Raw genomic sequence first — 18,044 nt, 5'->3', positions numbered from 1 at the left:
ACTGATATCGAGATTGAGATGGCCAGCTGGTTAAGCTTCACCAATCATAAGTTGTATCAATGCCGCTTGTTGTTACAGCAAGCGCAGCAGACGACTGAGCCTGTGGTATTAAAAGATGCTTTGCAGGACAGTGCGTTGTATCTGTTGCGTGATGCTTATGTGTCCTACCTGCACGAACTGGCAGAGCTGGCGACTTATCGCCAGCCGGTGGAATCATTAGCTCAGCTGTTGCAAGTGACGCCTTTGGTTACCGGTGAAATGCGGGAACTGGAGCATCTGGAAAATGATAGTTTTTCCTGGTTACGACAGTTTTTAAATGCGGTCGCGGCGGTGGCTCAGCCGGATAATATTTCAGTACCTGTCACTCCTGTACAGCCGGGCATGATTTCTCTGGTTGATAACAGTACTCCTGACATTGCGTTATGGCATGAACGCCTGACGCAACTGATTGATCTGCAACGGGAAAACCGTCAGGAGAGTTAATCCTGATGGTTCCTGCTGAATTTCCGGGGTGTTATCACGGCGCCGGGTCAACAGTCTTATTCTGATTTACACTGATTTTTGGGGCTAATTCCTGCCCCTAAAGCACCGGCGCTGTGTTACACTCCCGCGCCCTGATTTGAGAGGCGGATATGGCACGCTTTTTTGAGATTGTAGAACTGTCGAATGGTGATATTGCCCTGCGTCGTGCAGACGAGCAGGACGGCGATGCACTGGTGAGTATTCATTTTTCCGATGATGCTAAAGCAAGCCTGCAGGCGCATCATATGGACATTGCCCGGGTGATGATTGAAGCCGGTGTGCGTAAAGTCGGCGAGTTATCCGGTATGGAAGTCGAGCGCGAAGATTTTGAGCAGCCGGAATATCAGCAGCAACTGCATTAATTGTCAGATATTACCTGATTCATAAAAAAGCCTTGCGAGGATAATCCAAGCAAGGCTTTTTTGTTTCTGCATCAGGCAAGAGGCAGTTGGGTTATTTATCACAACGGGATGAATTTGCTGCAATAAATGTAGCGCGCTGAATTTCTCAGCGGCGCTGAATCAGTACAACGTGGCTACCGGACAGGTGCGCTTGTTGTTCTATTTTCTGGCGTTGTGGTTCCGTGAGGGAGCCTTGCCATTCGATAATCAGGTGGCTGTTGGCCGCCTGTAGTGCTTTTTCAATCAGAGCTTGTTGGCTGTGTTCGCAAACATCCAGATGAATCACGGGTGAATTCTGCAGGCCCAGGCTATCCAGGTAGTGTTTATTCATTGGCATTTCCGGGCTCAGCCACATCAGCCAGCGTTGCTGGGCAGAGCATTGCGCCAGTAATGGCAGCAGATGCATCGGTTGAATCGCGCTGCCTTCGCTCAGAATCATTTCTGTCAGGCTGCCAGTGCTTACCTGCGGTTGTTTCAGAGAGCGGCTGCTTAAGCTCAGGCCGCCCTGTTCCATACCAAGTGGTTCCATTCCTAGAGTTAACTGACGCATATCTTCACCCTGAATAAGAATTCTCAATCTGTTTAGCTGCGGCGCACCACACCAACGTACAAACCTTCAATCGCAAAGTCGGCTTCTTTCAGGTCGACTTCGATGGGGCTGTAGTCTTTGTTTTCCGGAAAGAGGGTTACCTTGTTGCGCTTTTTCTCGTAGCGCTTAACGGTTACTTCGTTGTCTACCCGGGCCACCACAACTTCGCCGTTGCGGGCTGTATCCATACGATGAACGGCAATATAGTCGCCATCAAGAATGCCCATTTCCATCATTGAATCACCGTGAACTTCCAGTAGATAGTTGGCCTCCGGCTTGAAGAAGCTTGGTGGAATTTCGCAATAATCGTCGATGTGTTCCTGGGCCAGAATCGGCTCGCCTGCGGCTACGCGGCCAACAATTGGCAGACCGTTAGGTGTGTCATCGATAACACGAATACCACGTGAGGCTCCGGCCATCATTTCGATGGCGCCTTTGCGGGCCAGTGCTTTCAGGTGCTCTTCTGCAGCGTTGGGAGAACGGAAGCCCAGCTCGTTAGCAATTTCTGCACGAGTTGGCGGAAAGCCGGTTTCTTCCACAGAGGCTTTAATGCAATCGAGAACCTGTTGTTGACGCGCGGTCAGCTTGATCATGATTATTTATCCAAACTGGTGATCCATACAGTGACTGTAAATGTATACAGTATTTTTACCTGTGTAAACCTTTTTGTTGAGTTGCCTGGTAAGCCCATACGACTGGCTACCTACGCAATAAAGCGATGGCGGAATCGTAGAGTTACGCTTGTGATCACAGGATGTAACGCAGGAAAATGGCTGCAGGGCGCTCAGGGCTTGCCATTCATATGTTTTAAACGTATGTTTGAAACACTTGTTTTTATAGGTTGTGCGCAATGGCGAACAAAGATACGGCCAAATCGATATTAAATGCTGCGGAAGAGCTCTTTTCTGAAAAAGGCTTTGCCGAAACCTCATTGCGCAATATCACAACCAAAGCCGGTGTAAATCTGGCGGCCGTGAATTATCACTTCGGTTCTAAGAAGGAACTGATTCAGGCAGTTTTTGCCCGCTTTCTCGATAACTTCTGCCAACAACTGGAAACCCGCCTGGATGAATATTCTGTGCAGCAAGGTGATCAGGCACCTGATTTAAATGCGGTGCTAATGTTGTTGCCGGCAACGGCGCTGCAATCAGACGGTGCTGTTCAGGGAGATCATGGACAGCGTCGTCTTGGTATTTTTATGCGCCTGTTGGGTTTGGCATATGCTCAGGGTCAGGGCCACGTGCGTAAATTTCTGAAGCAGGAATATGGCACGGTATTTACCCGTTATATGGCGCTGGTAACCGCAGCCTCACCAGAGCTGAATGATGTTGAGCGTTTCTGGCGTATTCACTTTATGCTTGGCGCTACCGTGTTTACCTTGTCGGGTGCGGATGCACTGATGGCGATGGCTGAGCATGAGTTCGGTGTGAATACCGATATAGGTCAGGTTTTTGATAAGTTAATCCCTTTCCTGGGCGCGGGTTTAAAAGCCTGATTTTGCTACCTTTTAATTACTCCAGAGTTATTCTTCCGGCTGTTCAGTTCTGCTAAGCTGGGCAGCTAATTTTAACGTTATTACTGGCAGCTCAATGACGGACAATCTGATCGAAATTTCCATCGCTGATCAGGCTCTGAGGATTTCCACGGCAGGTATTTGCCATCTCTATTCTGTTTCAACCGCGGCTAACGGTATCGGTGAACAATCCGGTTCCGGTAAAACGCCCCAGGGCTGGCATCGTATCGCCGCCAAAATTGGCGCCGCTCAGCCTGAAAATGCAGTCTTTGTCGGACGCAGGCCTACCGGTGAAATTTATTCCGACGAATTAGCTGAAAATCATCCTCAGCGAGACTGGATCCTGAGTCGTATTCTTTGGCTACAAGGGTTGGAAGTCGGGCGCAACCGCATGGGAAATGTCGATAGTATGCGGCGGTTTATATATATCCACGGTACACCGGATTCGGAACCGATGGGTGTCGCCAAGTCCCACGGATGTATCCGTATGCGCAACAAAGACCTGCTGGAGTTATTCGATCTGGTTGAAGCGAATACTCAGGTATGGATTCAGCCACACAGCTTTTCGAGAATTCCATGCAAGAACCTGTAACGTTTTCTAATCGACTGGGTGTTGGTGTAGGTGTAGTTGCTGATATCGCCGGTACAGAATTAACGCCTGCTGATCGAGACTTTTTATTGCAGCCGGAAATTGCCGGGCTAATTTTTTTCAGCCGCAATTACCAAAATACGGCGCAGCTCACGCAGCTGACTCAGTCAATTTATGACCTGCGGTCGGATCTGTTGATTTGCGTTGACCAGGAAGGTGGTCGGGTACAGCGTTTTCGTGATGGTTTTACCCGCTTGCCAGCCATGCTTTCGCTTGAGCCTATGTATAAGGAAGATGCTGCGCAAGCAATAGGCTTGGCCGAAGATCTTGGTTGGTTAATGGCATTGGAATTAATTGAGCAGGGCGTACACCTGAGCTTTGCGCCGGTGTTGGATATTGAGCGTGATTGTTCCAAAGTTATTGGCGATCGCGCCTTTGGGCACGACGCTGATGCGGTAACTGAGTTGGCTGGAGCTTTTATTTCAGGCATGCAATCACTGCAGATGGCTGCGGTGGGCAAACATTTTCCGGGGCATGGTGCGGTTGAAGCGGATTCCCATCTGGATTTACCGGTTGATGAGCGTGAACTGGAACAGATTCAGTACGATATTCAGCCGTTTGCACGGTTGATGGCACAACAGAAACTGGCGGGTGTAATGCCTGCGCATGTGTTGTATCCACGTGTGGATGACACCACAACCGCAGGTTTTTCTGAAATCTGGTTGCAGCAGGTTTTACGTCAGCAGCTGGCATTTGACGGTGTTATTTTCAGCGATGATTTATCCATGGCCGGAGCTGCAGCTGCAGGTAATTACAGTGAGCGTAGCCTTAAGGCGATCAGGGCTGGCTGTAACGCTTTGCTGGCTTGTAATAATCGGGAAGCCGCAATTGAGGTTGTTGCAGCAGTGCGCCAGGCCAGGCAACAAAACCCACAATTATCAGCACTTGATTTATCGCCACTGATTCCTCCGGCTGTTGACGTTGATGACGAAGTCCACCAACGGCGTCAGCAGATTCAGCAGCGCATTAAAGATTTATTTAATTAATATGAAAGCAAAGAAAATAGCCATTATTGGCGGTACCGGCCTGACCCAGTTGCCAGAACTCGACGTTATTTCAGAGCAGGTGGTGGAAACTCCACTGGGGCCAACTTCGGGGCTGTTAACTGAAGGAAAGTGGCAGGGAAAAGATATTGTTTTTCTGGCCCGTCACGGTCATCCGCATTCAGTGCCTCCGCATAAAATTAATTACCGGGCTAACTTACTGGCGTTACAACAGTGTGGTGTCGATACCATTATTGCTGTGAATGCCGTCGGGGGGATTCATCCATTAATGGGTTCCGGTGTTATTGCTGTGCCTCATCAGATTGTTGATTACACCTGGGGGCGGGAAAGCACGTTTTTTGATGGTGAATTCAAACCGCTTGATCACATCGATCTGACTCACCCATATGACAACCAGTTACGCCAGGTATTAATCGACAGTGCGGACTCCTGTGATTTTTCTCTGCAGGATTTTGGTGTTTATGGTGCGACCCAAGGGCCTCGACTGGAAACCATTGCGGAAATCGATCGCATGGAACGTGACGGCTGTGACCTGGTGGGAATGACAGGGATGCCGGAAGCGACCCTGGCGCGCGAACTGAATATCGCTTATGCCAGCTTATGTCTGGTGGTGAATCCAGCAGCGGGTAAAAGCGATGGTGAAATCACCATGGATGAAATTCGTGCCGTGCTTGCCGGTGGAATGGATCAGGTGAAACAACTGCTGGCTGTGGCGATTGAGCGACTGCAGTAATCATTTATTCTACGGGGGTGTTGAAGCCAGCACTCTTCTGTGGTGGTTATTTCAGCCGCTGAATAAACTGGGCGAGGTCAGGCAATAGCTGCAGATATACTCCCAGGCGGCTGGTATAGAGTAAGCCATCCTTTTTCAGGATTTGTTGTTCGGCGTTGTGAACCGTTTGCAGCAACAGCTTCCTCGCCCTGAGTCGGTTGATACCCCATTCTAATCCCGGGGCTATGACCGGCGATAACAACAGTGCACCCATCACTCCGGCACTGGCACCAGCAACCGTTACCCAGCCGGGCACGCCCATCCAGCTCAACCACAATCCGGTCAGCCAGCCTTGTTGGCTGATGTAGCCGGAAGTCGCCAGGGTACCGCCAATGCTGGCGGCGCTGGATAGAATGGCTTTATCCCCGAGAATCCGGCCACTGATCATCAGGGTAAAAGCTAATAGTCCTTCGCGCAGGCCTTCGTTTGTCAGCTGCAGGCGGTCAATCTGGTGATTCACATATTGCTTAAATTGCTGGCGCTGAGTGTCGCTGAGTTCGGAGTGTTGTTCGATCTGCTGTTGGTAGTCACTGACGGCTTGTTGCAGGTATTGCTCCAGCTTATTTTCCAGGCCGGGTAAGTCGAGCAGGTCGTGGTAAACCAGATCGTACACTTCCTGTTGCTTGCCGCTGCGGTCGGTATTCTCTGACGTTGTTGAGGCTGTTTGGCGAGTTAGTTTTTTGCCAAATGAAAACAGCGAACGTGGCAGCGCCATCAGGTCCGCTGGGATGTCTTTTTTATGGCGCCAGTGGCGTGAAAGAATGGCACGGCTGCTGGCAAAATGTTGCTGATACACGATATCCACGCGTTGTTCTGCGTCGCTGAAGTGGGTTTTAATTAATTCATTCAGCTGCGCGGGCAGTGTATCTGCTGGGCCTGATTTGTTCATTTCGTCCTGCTATATCCTCTTCTTGGCATGTATTAACCTTTTTAATTTACACGAATCGACCTATTTTGCCCCGGCATTGACCTGAATGCCGCAAAGATGGTGACAATTAAGTCAAGCAAGTGACCGAGACTCAGGGTACACTTTGCCGCAAAAGGTCATGGGAATGGGAATTCCCGACACAATAACAACAATACTCATCAAAAAATGTGGGGGCTCCATGTCAATTCTGACGCGCTTTGCGCTGCTGTCTGTTGCACTGATTTCTATGTCTGGCTGCAGCATGGTTTATAAAACAACCGGCTGGTTTGCATACGATTTTACCGAGGAATACGCCATTCCTTACAGTATGAAAGGCGATGATCCGCAGATGGCTTGTGCCATGACCGAAGGTTTAACCGGTGGTCTGCTGGCGTTCAGTGAAGTGGCATACACCCCGGACCGCCCGGCAATCACCATGTATATGATGGCTGGTGCCTGTGCTGAAGATCGTGCGCAGGAAGAAGGCTTAGCTTACCTGCGTGCTTTCCGTGTGCAAAATATCGGTGAAGCGAAAGATGCGCGTATCCGTGAGAAGCGTCAATTTGCTCTGGCTGCCAACCGTCAGTACACCGCCTATCGTCATCTGGTGAGCCAGTTTGGTGAGCCAGGAAAAGAGTGCCCGGATCTGAGTGAAGATGAAGAATTGTTCTGGGTGATGGGCCTGCTGGCGGGTGTTCAGGCGGTTATGAATGACGTGCGTGCTCAGGGCGCAGTTAATGTTCCTAAAGACATCGCAATGAAAGCAACCCGTGGTATTCAGTGTGTTGATAATGAGCGTTGGTGGGGCATCCCACAAGCCACCTCTGCCGCAGTTAACATAATGCTGCCAGATGCTGAGAGTGATAAAGACCCGTGGGCCGAAATGCATGCGGCCAGCCGCATTGCCTCGGCGGCGGGTGTTCGCCTGGCCCACGCGGTAGAAATTACCGTGGCTGATGGTTCCGGCAATCAGCAACAATTGCGTGATGCCATTCGTCGTCATGCCGCTTCTGTTAAGACAACCCCAAGCAACCGTCAGTACCGCATGATGGACATCATGGCGACTCGTCAGATTCAGGCGATCTCTGATCGACTGTGGACCGAGGCAACCGGTGCCCGCACACCAATTGGTGGTTTAGGTACCTTCTGGGATGACGCCCGTACTCAGGCGCCAGCTCTTGATATTGACGACCTGCTGGAGGACTGATTTATGCGTTTAGCAGTACTGGCTGCAATTGGCCTGGTAGCGCAATTAGGATTCACCAGTGCGCAGGCGGCTACGGCTCCTGCGGCGCTGGAAAAGCGCACGTTCTGTGTGTTCGACCCACTGGGTGCGAATGGTTCATTATTTGGCACCGCCAAGGATTACGCCACTAAGGCGCTGGAATGGGGTTACGACCTTAAGTTGCGTCCTTACACCGATGAAAAGATTGCTACTGACGACTTTAAAGCCGGTCAGTGTGATGCGGTGTTAGTAACCGGCGCCCGTGCTCGCCCGTTTAATAAATTTGCTTCGACGGTTGAAGCGATTGGCGCTATTCCATCGGAAACGGTTATGCGCAATCTGGTGAATATGCTGGCTACGCCAAAAGCGGCTAAGTATATGAGCGAAGGCCGTTACGAAGTGGTTGGCATTATGCCTGCGGGCCCGATTTATCTGTTCCTGCGTGACCGCACTGTTGACAGTGTTGAAGAGTTGTCGGGTAAGCGTATTGCGACCATCGATTATGACGAGCCGTCCAAGCGTCTGGTTCGCCATGTGGGCGCATCCATTGTGCCAGCCAACTCCGCGAATTTCTCAGGCAAATTCAATAACGGCAGCGTTGATGTTGCTTATGCACCAGCGGTGGCATACAAGCCGCTGGAGCTTTACAAGGGTATTGGCGACAAGGGTGGTATTGTGCGCTTTAACCTGGCTTATCTGGATTTCCAGATCCTGGTGCACAAAGACCGGTTTACACCTGAGTTTGGTATTCAGTCGCGTAAAACCGTTGCTGAGGCTTACGATAAGGTCGCCGAATTTGTCAATCGTGACACTCAGGCCATTCCTGAAAAGTACTGGGTCGACCTGAACCCGGCTGACGTGGATAAATACAACCTGATGTTACGCGATGTGCGTATCGCATTGCGTGATGAAGGTGTTTATCACCCAACCATGCTGAAAATTCTGCGCAAATTGCGTTGTCGTGAGACGCCGGCCAATGCCGAGTGCGTTGAAAAATTAGAATAATGAAATAAGGGCTGCGACAGCAGCCCGACCATCATAATAACTAAAGCTCACCAGAGCTGATGCTCTGACTCCGGTCCAGCTCCCGGAGGCAATCACGGCCGCTTGGCGGCTACTACAGGGGAAATCACTATGGAGCAAGCTATCCGCGTAGGCAATCGTACTGCCTATGAATGGCTCGCCGCGTTACCGGCCTTTCTGGTGCTGGTATTTGTTGTCATTTTAAACACCAGTCATGCCATGCACGCCCAGCTGTTACAGGTGGGTGAAGGCATTTGGGATGGCTATTTTATGCTGCGTAGCGACCCGGTAGAGCCAAGCTGCGATATCAATATGAACATCGATACTCAGCTGGCCACTCTGGTTGCTGAGGCGGCGGCAGAAGAAGACGAGTGGGACTTGTTTGATGCTGAGCCGGTTGATGAAGATGCGATGCGCCAGTCTCTGGTGGCGGCCAAGCAGCAATGTGAGGTTAAACATCAGCAATATCAGGATACGGTAGAACGTATCACTCCCGGAGTTCAGGTGTTCCGTGCCGTCGAGCTCGGGGTTGCTCAGTTTGGTGAAATGGGCCTGAGCGCACAGCGTATTATGCTGGCGGTACTGGTGTTGATTTGTGGTCTGACGGCACTGTTCCGTCGTCACCATATTGCTCTGCGTCCAATGGAAACGGCGATGGATTATCGCGTGGCTTCCGGCGCTCAGCTGATTGCCTCGGCAATTCTGTTTTATTCTGTGTACAGCTTCCGTGATGTGGCATTTTCCGCTGGTGTTGAGGTCAGTGGTCAGCACAATATCCTGCATCATTTGTGGATTGTTGGTTTTGCTGCGATCTTCCTGCTGAGTGTTTATCAGTTCCTGTTTATTCCAAAAGATGCCAAGCCGGGCGGTAGCTTCCTGAAGGCTCAGTTGGCCGTACCTTTGTACGCCACCATGAGTATGATTTCTGGTTTTTACTTTATTTCATCGGGTCACAGCGCCGGTATTGGTATTTATCTGAATCAGATGATGGAGCTGTCGCAACTGTTCCTGAATGTCGGTTTGTACGTCTGGATCGGTATGTTGCTGAAGCGTACTTTGCTTGCCAAAGTTGTGTTTGATCTGTTCCGTCCATTTAAGTTACCTCCGGAGATTCTGGCGGTTGCCGTGGTTGCATTGGCGGCAATTCCGACGGCTTATACCGGTGGTTCCGGTATCTTTGTTATTGCGGTCGGTGGTCTGATTTATTCTGAATTACGCCGTGCCGGTGCTCGTCGTCAGCTGGCGTTGGCGGCGACGGCAATGTCAGGTTCTTTGGGTGTGGTATTACGCCCATGTTTATTGGTGGTGATTGTTGCGGCGCTAAATAACGAAGTTACCACTGACCAGTTGTTTGGATGGGGGATCAAAGTATTCCTGCTGACGACACTTTTGTTTGGTGGTATGGCTCTGCTGACCAGTCAGGACTCTATTCGTATCCGTTTTCCAGATGATGTTTGGGTTGAGTTCCGCAAAGCACTGAAACCACTGATTCCGTACGTATTTATTATCGGTGGTACGCTGCTGGTGTACGGTTTTGCACTGAATGCTTATCTGGATGAATTCTCTGCTCCGTTTATTCTGCCAGTGCTGTTGTTGGTGATTCTGGTTTATGAGCGCGTTGCTCAGGAAAAAGGCATTCTTGCGCGTGAAAACATGAATGTTGATTACGTTGAAGAACGTGTCGAAAAAGGCATTAACGACCTGGTTCAGGGTCGTGATTCTCTCGAGAAGACGCTGCGTGAAGCAACCACAGAAACCACAGGTCACATCGGTGCGCTGTTAATGCTGATGGGAATGTCGGTCAGTATTGGTGGTGTTATTGAGCGTGCTGAATTAATGGCGCTGTTCCCGACCGATTTTGAATCCGTCTGGTTGGCAATGGCGTTGTTGGTTACCATCCTGGTGGTGATTGGCATGGTGATGGACCCGTACGGCGCGGTGATTCTGGTGAGTGCGACCATTGCTACCGTTGCGTATGACAGTGGTATTCATCCGGTGCACTTCTGGATGGTGACGCTGGTTGCGTTTGAGCTGGGCTACCTCAGTCCGCCCGTCGCTTTGAATCACTTATTGACCAGGCAGGTTGTGGGTGAGAAAGAGGTGGCGCTTGCCAGTCAGGAAGGTCACAACTTCTGGTATCGCTACGAGAAAATCCTGTTGCCGCTGGTGACGATGGCCATTGCTTTATTGCTGGTTGCTTTTGTACCACTGGCGGTTGGTTACAGCTGACGTCAGAGTTAGTTAGCGAGATAAAAAAAAACCGGAGCACGCTCCGGTTTTTTTATGTCTTAAGAATTGCCTGTCAGTACAGAGCTAATTGGCAGCAAGCTGATTGGCATAAGGGTTGGAATAAGTGACTTCCAGCGTTTGAGGCTCAAACTCTCCATAATTAAGCGAGATGCTGACCTTGCCTGAAGGCACATTCATTTCACGTTCAATATTAATCGCCTGACCTGCGCGCGCGCCTGCCGGTATTTCGATTTCACCAATCTGTTTGTTGCTGTCAAAGATGGTGACAATCAGGGTGTCGGTTGTGCGATTGTGCAGGCTTAAATGGTAGCGGTTCAGCACCGTATCGTTAGGAGTCAGCTCGTATAACGAAACGCGATCACGCTGAATACTGGCCGTCAGTGGTTCGTTATTCAAAGTGCTGAACAGCGTTAATACGGCAGTGACACAAACGGCCATGCCATAGCCCCACAAGCGCCAGCGTTGACCGGCTGAGCGCTGCATCTCCGGTTCGTAGGTAATCAGTCCGGTTGGCTTACCCAGCTTCAACATAACCTGATCACAGGCATCAATGCAGGCACCACAATCGACACAAGCGATCTGCAAACCGTCACGGATATCGATGTTGGTCGGACAAACATGAACACACAGATTACAGTCAACACAGTCGCCGGTTTTATTACTTGGGTTGCTTTTACCACGCGGCTCGCCACGTTGCTCATCGTAACGAACCGTTTGGGTGTATGAATCAAACATCACGGATTGGAAGCGTGAGTAAGGACAGGCGTGGGTGCAGAAGCTTTCGCGCAACCAGCCCGCATTAATAAAGGTCAGTCCGGCAATGATAATGACCCAGGCGCTGGCTGCTCCTGAGATATCACCCTGTGCCAGGTCGGCAGCCCAGATTTCCAGCGGGTAGAAGTAGGCCAGTGCGGTAACGGCGGTGGCCAGTGAAATGGCGCCCCACAGCAAAAACTTAATGCCACGGCGGAGTTTTTGCTCGAATGTGGCCTGGCCGCGATCGTGCTTGCGACGTGAATTGCGTGAGCCTTCAATCTTTTCTTCCAGCCAGACAAACATAAATGTCCAGGTGGTTTGTGGGCAGGCATAACCACACCATAGTCGGCCTGCGTACATAGAAACAAAAAACAGCGCAAAGGCACCACCAACCAGTAAACCAGTAATGATGGTTAAATCTTCCGGCCACAGAACCCAGTTCCAGAGGTGGAATTCTTTCTGTACCAGGTTGAAATAGACTGCCGGATTATCGTTCCAGGTCAGCCATGGCGTGATAAAAAACGCGGCCATTAATGGCCAGGTGCTGATGCGGCGCCAGTTGCGGAAGCGACCACTGGTCAGCTTTACCCGGTGAGGGTATTCATCGATGGGTTGGACATCAATACGTCTCGCTTGCCAGTCGATCTCGCTCGTGTTCGACATAGTGCTCTCTCATACTTTCTAGTTAATCTGAGAAAGCTATGGCAACCGCTGTACCAATATCAAAAGCCCATGTCCATGGGCTTCTTTCATGCTTCTAAGGATGTTTGTGTGAAATATCGACGCGATATATCGCGACAGGCGAAATGTCGCGTGTTTGGAGGGTTGGTTGTATTCAGCTCTTAGCGTTGAATGTTCAGCTTCTTCATGCGAGAGCGCAGGGTGGATGGTGGCAGATCGAGCAGTTCTGCAGCACCTCCTTTGCCAGCAATCAGGCCGTTGCAGTAGTTCAGTGCCTGGCTGATATGGTGACGCTCGGCCTCCGCCATCGCTACCGGTTTGGCTTGTTGCTCGCCGCTGATATCCGGGGTGTTGAGTGTTGGAATAATCAACTGATGATCACTGACAATCAGAGCGTGTTCCAGCACATTACCCAGCTCACGCACATTGCCCGGCCAGTGATGTTGCATCAGTTGCTGCAGGGTAGCGGGTGGCAGTTCTGGCTCCCGCTTCCCCAGTCGTTGGCTAAGGGTGCGTAAAAAGTGTCTGACCAATAACGGAATATCGGCCTTGCGTTCTCTCAGAGGAGGAATGGTGAGAGGGAATACTCGCAGGCGAAAATAGAGGTCCGCACGGAATTCACCTTGCTCCACCATCTGTTCAAGATTGCGGTGGGTGGCGGCAATTACCCGGACGTCCACACGGATGGTTTGGCTGCTGCCAAGGCGCTGAATTTCTCCTTCCTGTAATACCCTAAGCAGTTTCACCTGGGCGGCTGGCGACAGTTCTGCAACTTCATCAAGAAACAGCGTACTGCCATTGGCTTGCTCAAAGCGACCGATGCGACGTTGATGAGCACTGGTGAAGGCGCCACGTTCATGACCAAATAATTCGCTTTCTAATAAGTTGTCGGCAATCGCGCCACAGTTCACTTTTACCATCGAGTTTTGATGACGTTGGCTGTGGCGGTGTAAAGCCTCGGCAACCAGCTCTTTACCAGTACCGCTCTCACCCTGCACCAGAACGCAACTCGGAGTTGGAGCGACTTGTTCGATGGCGTGCTGCAGTTGCTGCATGGCATCGCTCTGGCCAATCAGATCCCTGTGGTTCTGGTGTTCGCGCAGCGCCTGCTGTAAGTAACGGTTTTCGTCCTGCAGCTTCTGCTTTAACTGCTCGACCTGAGCAAGGGCTGCTTGCAGAGATTTCTGGTGTTCCAGTCGCTCACTGATGTCTTTAAACACAATCACCGCACCGGTGATCTCACCTTTTTCGATGATGGCGGTGCTGGAGTACTCCACAGGAAAAAAACTGCCGTCTTTACGCCAGAAAACTTCGTGATCACTGTGTGCGCTTTTGCCGGTTTGTAAGGTGTGATAAATCGGGCACTCGCTTTGTGGGTAATGGCTACCATCAGCATGGCTGTGGTGATGGAACTGGTGAATACTTTTGCCGCGGATTTCATCCTGAGTCCAGCCGGTCAGGTGTTCGGCGGCCGAATTGACAAAAGTGGCATGGCCGTCGGCATTCAGGCCATAGACACCCTCGGACATAGCTTCGAGAATACGCTGATAACGGTGGGTGAGTTCACTGTGAGTCAGGTTCATGGTTTTCATCATGGGGAATTCAGAGCGATGAGTATATCAGTTCTTGTTCCTTGTGCTCTGGACGAGTACGCTTGGCACCCTCAACCACAAGCAAACAGAAGTTAAAGGAAACAGGATAATGGGTGGTCAGTTGCAAGATCGCATGCTGGATATCAAAGAAAGAGCGCAGGACTGGTGGGCTGATGGCGGATTTGCTCGCGGCGGCCTGATGGTTGTCATCATTCTTTATTTATTGGCTGCGCTGGTTCTGGGTTTTTTCTGGAGTGAAGAGCCGGAAACATTTGCTGTAAAAGATAACGCAGCGGTTCAGGCCGAAGCGATGGGTGTGGAAACCGTAACCGGTTTCACAACAACAGCTACGTTAATGAAGGTAACTGATACCTTGCTGAACAAGCGTGGCGGCTATCTGACCAATGATATTTTCCCTCCTGGTTTGTGGTTGGATAATATTCCGAACTGGGAATACGGCGTTCTGGTTCAGGTGCGTGATTTCTCGCGTGCGCTGCGTAAAGACTTCAGTCGTTCCCAGAGTCAGTCGACCGAAGATAAAGACTTGGCAATTGCCGAGCCGCAACTTCACTTTGACAACAATAGCTGGGCGGTGCCTTCCACTGAAGCCGAGTACGAGCGTGGCTTAAGAGCGCTGGGTAACTATCTGGTGCGTTTATCGGATCCGAATGAGCCGACAGCACAATTTTATGCCCGTGCTGATAACCTGCGTCAGTGGTTGTTTGATGTAGAAACTCGCCTGGGTAGCTTATCCCAGCGTTTAAGCGCGTCGGTTGGTAAGCGCCGCCTGAATACTGATCTGGCTGGTGATAGTGCTGCGACTCAGTCGACTCCGGCAGATTACGATCAGGAAGTGAAAACGCCATTGGCTGAGATTGATGATGTGTTCTATGAAGCGCGCGGCACTGCCTGGGCGTTGGTGCATATCCTCAGGGCTATCGAAGTGGACTTCCGCGATGTGCTGCAGAAGAAGAACGCACTGGTCAGCCTGCGTCAGATTATCCGCGAACTGGAATCCACTCAGGAGGAAATCTGGGCGCCGGTAATTCTGAATGGTAATGGTTTTGGCCTGTTTGCTAACCACTCTCTGGTTATGGCTTCTTATATCTCCCGTGCGAATGCCGCTATTCTCGATTTACGCGAGCTGCTGTCTCAGGGGTAAAATACCTGACTTTCAGTCGTATTTGATGCTTAAAAAGAGCGCTCTCAACAGAGCGCTTTTTTTGTATCTGATTGTTGGCCGGTTTTTACAATCGAAAGTTAAAATTTACATTACGTTTAGTAAGGATTTAGTTCTTTGATTTATAAAGGAAAAAGTCAGTAAAGATCCGGTCAAATCGGAACATTAGTACAGCTTTTCTATAGTACTCACTGGCCATATCTGGTAACTTGCACGACCGTATCACCAATAATCCGTTCGCATAACAATTATAAGAACAGGGGAGTAGGAAGATGGCTGCAAAATGCTATCTCGCACTGGCTGGGATTCTCACTCAGTTCAGTTCGCTGTATGCACTGGAAGCTCTTGACGAAGCCACGATGTCTGCCGTTACAGGTCAGGCGCAGGGTATTCGGTTGACGTCTGAGTTCGATAACTCGATAAAATCAGTCAGTTACTACGATGACGATGGCTATGCCTATGGTGGTAATGGTCAGGTCGGTGTTGTCAGCTTATCCCCTGTTCGCGTTTCTACTCCTACTAACCGCCCTCTGGTTGTTGAATTGCGTATTGATGAGAAAAATGGTCGCAATGGACTGTTTTTTGAAAACAGAGACTTGCCTATCGATATTGAAGTTGGCTCGATTGCAGTTAACGGTAAGTCTTTAGGTGGATTTGGCCAGAATAACTTTCAGATTAAAAATAACCTCAATGCTAATCCGGCAGATGATCAGGTCTTCAGTGTTGATCTTTATGCTGGTGGGCGTGAGGGTAACGGCATGACATTTGACATGGATATTCCTAACTCTATGTCTTTTGATACTTACTACGATGATGACGGAACACGATTAAAAAGTACTGTCGATTTTGGTAATCCCTTTGATTCATCTTCTGGCGGTTTAAAAATGACAGGGTTAACTCTGGATCTTGATAAAGATGGTCTGGATATTGGTCTGCCCACAATTACTAATGGCAGCATTAATGTTTATAACGCGACTATTGGTGATGAAGTTCTTAATAGTGTTGCCTATCGAAATATCAACTTAAAAGGCGGAAGGGTATTACTTAAAAACGCCGAAGAAGATGGCAATATTGGTCTGGAGGTAGACCTTACTCTAAGTGCGCAAAGCATTGACTCCAGTGATACCGGTCGGACTTCCTTGGACTATGTCTACATTGCTGGCGCTGTCGACGATAACTATCTATCGGGGAGTCCAAGTAGCGAAATTTATGAAGGCTCTGCGAAGTTTACGCTATTGGATGATGTATCTATAACGGGTATGCGTTTGAACGTTGATCAGCAGCGTGGATTGGTTCTCGATTTCGATTCAGCCACAAGTTCTGATGGCATTCGGGCGCATTTGGAGGTGAGCGATATTAAGTTTCAGCGGGCTGATAGAGCAGCCGCTGGTGTTGCTGCGCCAAGTATAGGGACAATCGATGCGAAGGTTCACCTAACGAATAATACCTATTTGCAGGTTGAGGGCCACTAATATGAAAATAAGCCTATTAGCGGTTTCGGGTGTATTGCTATTTGCTCCTGCCTCACTGGCTCTTCAGGCGATCGATGATCAATATTTGGCTAATGTCTCGGGACAGGCTGGAATTACGATTGAAACAAATACCTCTGCAGCAGACGGGACGGTACTAACTGCGGGATCGGTTGTGTTTACTGAGCTTGATGAGGATGGGCTTGGAGACGAAACAGTTAGTTTGCATGGTCTTAAACTTCAGGTTGTTGAACTCGATAATGCTGGAAATATCATTGGTCCGGCTGGGTTTAAAACAACCATTGATGTTTTAGATACCGGTGAATTAAGCCTAAAGACTACGGATTTACCTGCTATCAGCCTCAATGTTGATGATATTAGATTTGGTTCTCGTTCGATTGGAACTGTAGGCCTGAATAAGTGGCGCTTTGCTCCTGGTAGTTTTGTCGAAACAGCTGTTGTTCCTAGTTCTAAGGACGTTAAAATTCGATTGCGAACCTTCATGACAGATGGGAGTGATATCGAGTTTAGCTACATAGAAGACGGATTGGCTTTGGCCAGCGATATTGAGTTTAAACCTGGGTTGGATTCGAATGGAATTTCTTCACCATTTGATACCGAGTTTTTCGTGTCTGCCGTTGATGGTGAATTACGTTTAGAGTTTGGAAAAACAGTCGGAACTCTAGAGCTAAACAATCTCAGATTTTTAAACCCTGATGATGGTTCGGTATTATTCGGAGGTGCAACCTTTGGTGATGTGGGGTTTGGTAATATTTCTGTTAATACAGGTTACTTTACTCTTGGCGCAAATCCTGACGCAGAGGGATTAAAAGGAAAATTCGCTTCAGATATATCTATTGGTACTGCTTTCTATCGAACTAACGGTAAGCGTGTAAACCTCGAAAATGTTTCTCTTTCGACCGGTAGGGATTCGTCAAATGCGGTCCGTGAAGTCGATTATTCATTTGAAATTGTTGGTGGCGCTGGATTGTACGGTAATGGTATTGCTGCCTCGTTATCAAATATCGACGATTTATCATTAGTCGTTGATGCGATTACATTTAGTGATGCGGATGGAAGTAATGCCGGAAAAAGTCTGGGTTCTTTTGGTATTCGAAATTTATCTTTGCAAGGCTCGCTTACTGCTTCTGTATGGGCACTCCCAGGTGCCGGATCGCAAGGTGTGCGTACTGATGTCCAGCTCTCCGATGGTGCTCAATTTAATATCAGCGTCAAAGATGATCCGTTACCCCAGAGTGAAGGTCCCGGCCCTGATCCCGAATTAACGGCAAGCGTTGTTGTTAATGACTTTTCTTCGGAGTCACATATCGATATTACTGAAAAGGGGCTGCATATTAGCGTCGTTGATCTGGAAATGAGTGCTAATTTGAATTCAATTAAATTTGGTAATAATCAGAACTATAAGGGCCAATCAGGCCGAGTGGTAATTGATAGCTTTACTGTACAGCCAGGAAGTTATTTGCGCGTAGAGCCAATACAATAGAATAAAA

17 protein-coding genes are annotated in these 18,044 nt (G+C 49.5%); 12 read left to right on the top strand and 5 right to left on the bottom strand.

What is annotated here, in order from left to right:
* Positions 1-18: 18 nt before the first annotated feature.
* Positions 19-483: a DUF6586 family protein gene (locus tag ACOQOZ_RS06950; protein ID WP_420591547.1), complete on the top strand. Its 465-nt coding sequence runs from the start codon at positions 19-21 to the stop codon at positions 481-483.
* Between the two features lie 149 nt (positions 484-632).
* Positions 633-884: a hypothetical protein gene (locus tag ACOQOZ_RS06945; RefSeq protein WP_068658788.1), complete on the top strand. Its 252-nt coding sequence runs from the start codon at positions 633-635 to the stop codon at positions 882-884.
* Positions 885-1,029: 145 nt separating this feature from the next.
* On the opposite strand, the gene ACOQOZ_RS06940 is transcribed toward ACOQOZ_RS06945, so the two are convergent.
* Both ACOQOZ_RS06940 and lexA read right to left on the bottom strand, forming a co-directional pair.
* Positions 1,030-1,473, bottom strand: a complete 444-nt coding sequence (locus tag ACOQOZ_RS06940) for a cell division inhibitor SulA (RefSeq protein WP_420591546.1) — start codon at positions 1,471-1,473, stop codon at positions 1,030-1,032.
* Positions 1,474-1,505: 32 nt separating this feature from the next.
* A complete protein-coding gene (gene lexA / locus ACOQOZ_RS06935; protein WP_420591545.1) occupies positions 1,506-2,105 on the bottom strand; it encodes a transcriptional repressor LexA in 600 nt (199 codons plus the stop codon).
* Between the two features lie 257 nt (positions 2,106-2,362).
* Here lexA and ACOQOZ_RS06930 point away from each other — a divergent pair, with 257 nt between their 5' ends.
* From ACOQOZ_RS06930 to ACOQOZ_RS06915, 4 genes are all read left to right on the top strand, one after another.
* Complete coding sequence (locus ACOQOZ_RS06930; RefSeq protein WP_420591544.1) at positions 2,363-3,007, top strand: TetR/AcrR family transcriptional regulator; 645 nt, start codon at positions 2,363-2,365, stop codon at positions 3,005-3,007.
* 94 nt (positions 3,008-3,101) lie between these two features.
* Positions 3,102-3,617 carry a L,D-transpeptidase family protein gene (locus ACOQOZ_RS06925; protein WP_420591543.1) on the top strand — a complete coding sequence of 172 codons (516 nt, stop codon included), beginning with the start codon at positions 3,102-3,104 and terminating at the stop codon, positions 3,615-3,617.
* Positions 3,602-4,660, top strand: a complete 1,059-nt coding sequence (gene nagZ, locus ACOQOZ_RS06920; RefSeq protein WP_420591542.1) for a beta-N-acetylhexosaminidase — start codon at positions 3,602-3,604, stop codon at positions 4,658-4,660. Before ACOQOZ_RS06925 ends, nagZ begins: the two co-directional genes overlap by 16 nt.
* A complete protein-coding gene (locus ACOQOZ_RS06915) occupies positions 4,599-5,411 on the top strand; it encodes an S-methyl-5'-thioinosine phosphorylase (protein ID WP_420591541.1) in 813 nt (270 codons plus the stop codon). The genes nagZ and ACOQOZ_RS06915 overlap by 62 nt, the downstream gene beginning before the upstream one ends.
* Before the next feature lie 46 nt (positions 5,412-5,457).
* Here ACOQOZ_RS06915 and ACOQOZ_RS06910 read toward each other — a convergent pair whose 3' ends face one another.
* Positions 5,458-6,339, bottom strand: coding sequence for a hypothetical protein (locus ACOQOZ_RS06910; protein ID WP_420591540.1), 882 nt, complete (start codon positions 6,337-6,339; stop codon positions 5,458-5,460).
* 217 nt (positions 6,340-6,556) lie between these two features.
* Between ACOQOZ_RS06910 and ACOQOZ_RS06905 the strand changes: the two genes are divergently transcribed.
* The 3 genes from ACOQOZ_RS06905 (at position 6,557) to ACOQOZ_RS06895 (ending at position 10,834) form a co-directional block, all read left to right on the top strand.
* The gene (locus tag ACOQOZ_RS06905; RefSeq protein ID WP_420591539.1) at positions 6,557-7,564 is read left to right on the top strand and encodes a hypothetical protein; all 1,008 of its coding nucleotides are present in this window, start codon (positions 6,557-6,559) and stop codon (positions 7,562-7,564) included.
* 3 nt (positions 7,565-7,567) lie between these two features.
* Positions 7,568-8,587, top strand: coding sequence for a putative solute-binding protein (locus ACOQOZ_RS06900; protein WP_420591538.1), 1,020 nt, complete (start codon positions 7,568-7,570; stop codon positions 8,585-8,587).
* Between the two features lie 129 nt (positions 8,588-8,716).
* Positions 8,717-10,834, top strand: coding sequence for a TRAP transporter large permease subunit (locus tag ACOQOZ_RS06895; RefSeq protein ID WP_420591537.1), 2,118 nt, complete (start codon positions 8,717-8,719; stop codon positions 10,832-10,834).
* Between the two features lie 84 nt (positions 10,835-10,918).
* Here the strand turns inward: ACOQOZ_RS06895 and ccoG are convergent, their stop codons facing one another.
* Positions 10,919-12,274 (bottom strand): cytochrome c oxidase accessory protein CcoG, encoded by a 1,356-nt coding sequence (gene ccoG, locus ACOQOZ_RS06890; protein WP_420591536.1) that lies wholly within the window; start codon positions 12,272-12,274, stop codon positions 10,919-10,921.
* Positions 12,275-12,453: 179 nt separating this feature from the next.
* Positions 12,454-13,887 carry a sigma-54 interaction domain-containing protein gene (locus tag ACOQOZ_RS06885; protein ID WP_420591535.1) on the bottom strand — a complete coding sequence of 478 codons (1,434 nt, stop codon included), beginning with the start codon at positions 13,885-13,887 and terminating at the stop codon, positions 12,454-12,456.
* 106 nt (positions 13,888-13,993) lie between these two features.
* Between ACOQOZ_RS06885 and ACOQOZ_RS06880 the strand changes: the two genes are divergently transcribed.
* From ACOQOZ_RS06880 to ACOQOZ_RS06870, 3 genes are all read left to right on the top strand, one after another.
* Entirely contained in the window at positions 13,994-15,046 is a 1,053-nt protein-coding gene (locus tag ACOQOZ_RS06880) for a DUF2333 family protein (protein ID WP_420591534.1), read from the top strand.
* A 290-nt stretch (positions 15,047-15,336) separates the two neighbouring features.
* A complete protein-coding gene (locus ACOQOZ_RS06875) occupies positions 15,337-16,536 on the top strand; it encodes a DUF6160 family protein (RefSeq protein WP_420591533.1) in 1,200 nt (399 codons plus the stop codon).
* Between the two features lies 1 nt (position 16,537).
* Complete coding sequence (locus ACOQOZ_RS06870; RefSeq protein ID WP_420591532.1) at positions 16,538-18,037, top strand: DUF6160 family protein; 1,500 nt, start codon at positions 16,538-16,540, stop codon at positions 18,035-18,037.
* Positions 18,038-18,044 lie beyond the last annotated feature (7 nt).

Origin of the sequence: Bacterioplanoides sp. (genome assembly GCF_965219715.1) — a bacterium.
Classification (GTDB): domain Bacteria; phylum Pseudomonadota; class Gammaproteobacteria; order Pseudomonadales; family Oceanobacteraceae; genus Bacterioplanoides.
Note: the sequence above shows the minus strand (reverse complement) of the source record. Positions and strands in the feature narration are given on the sequence as shown.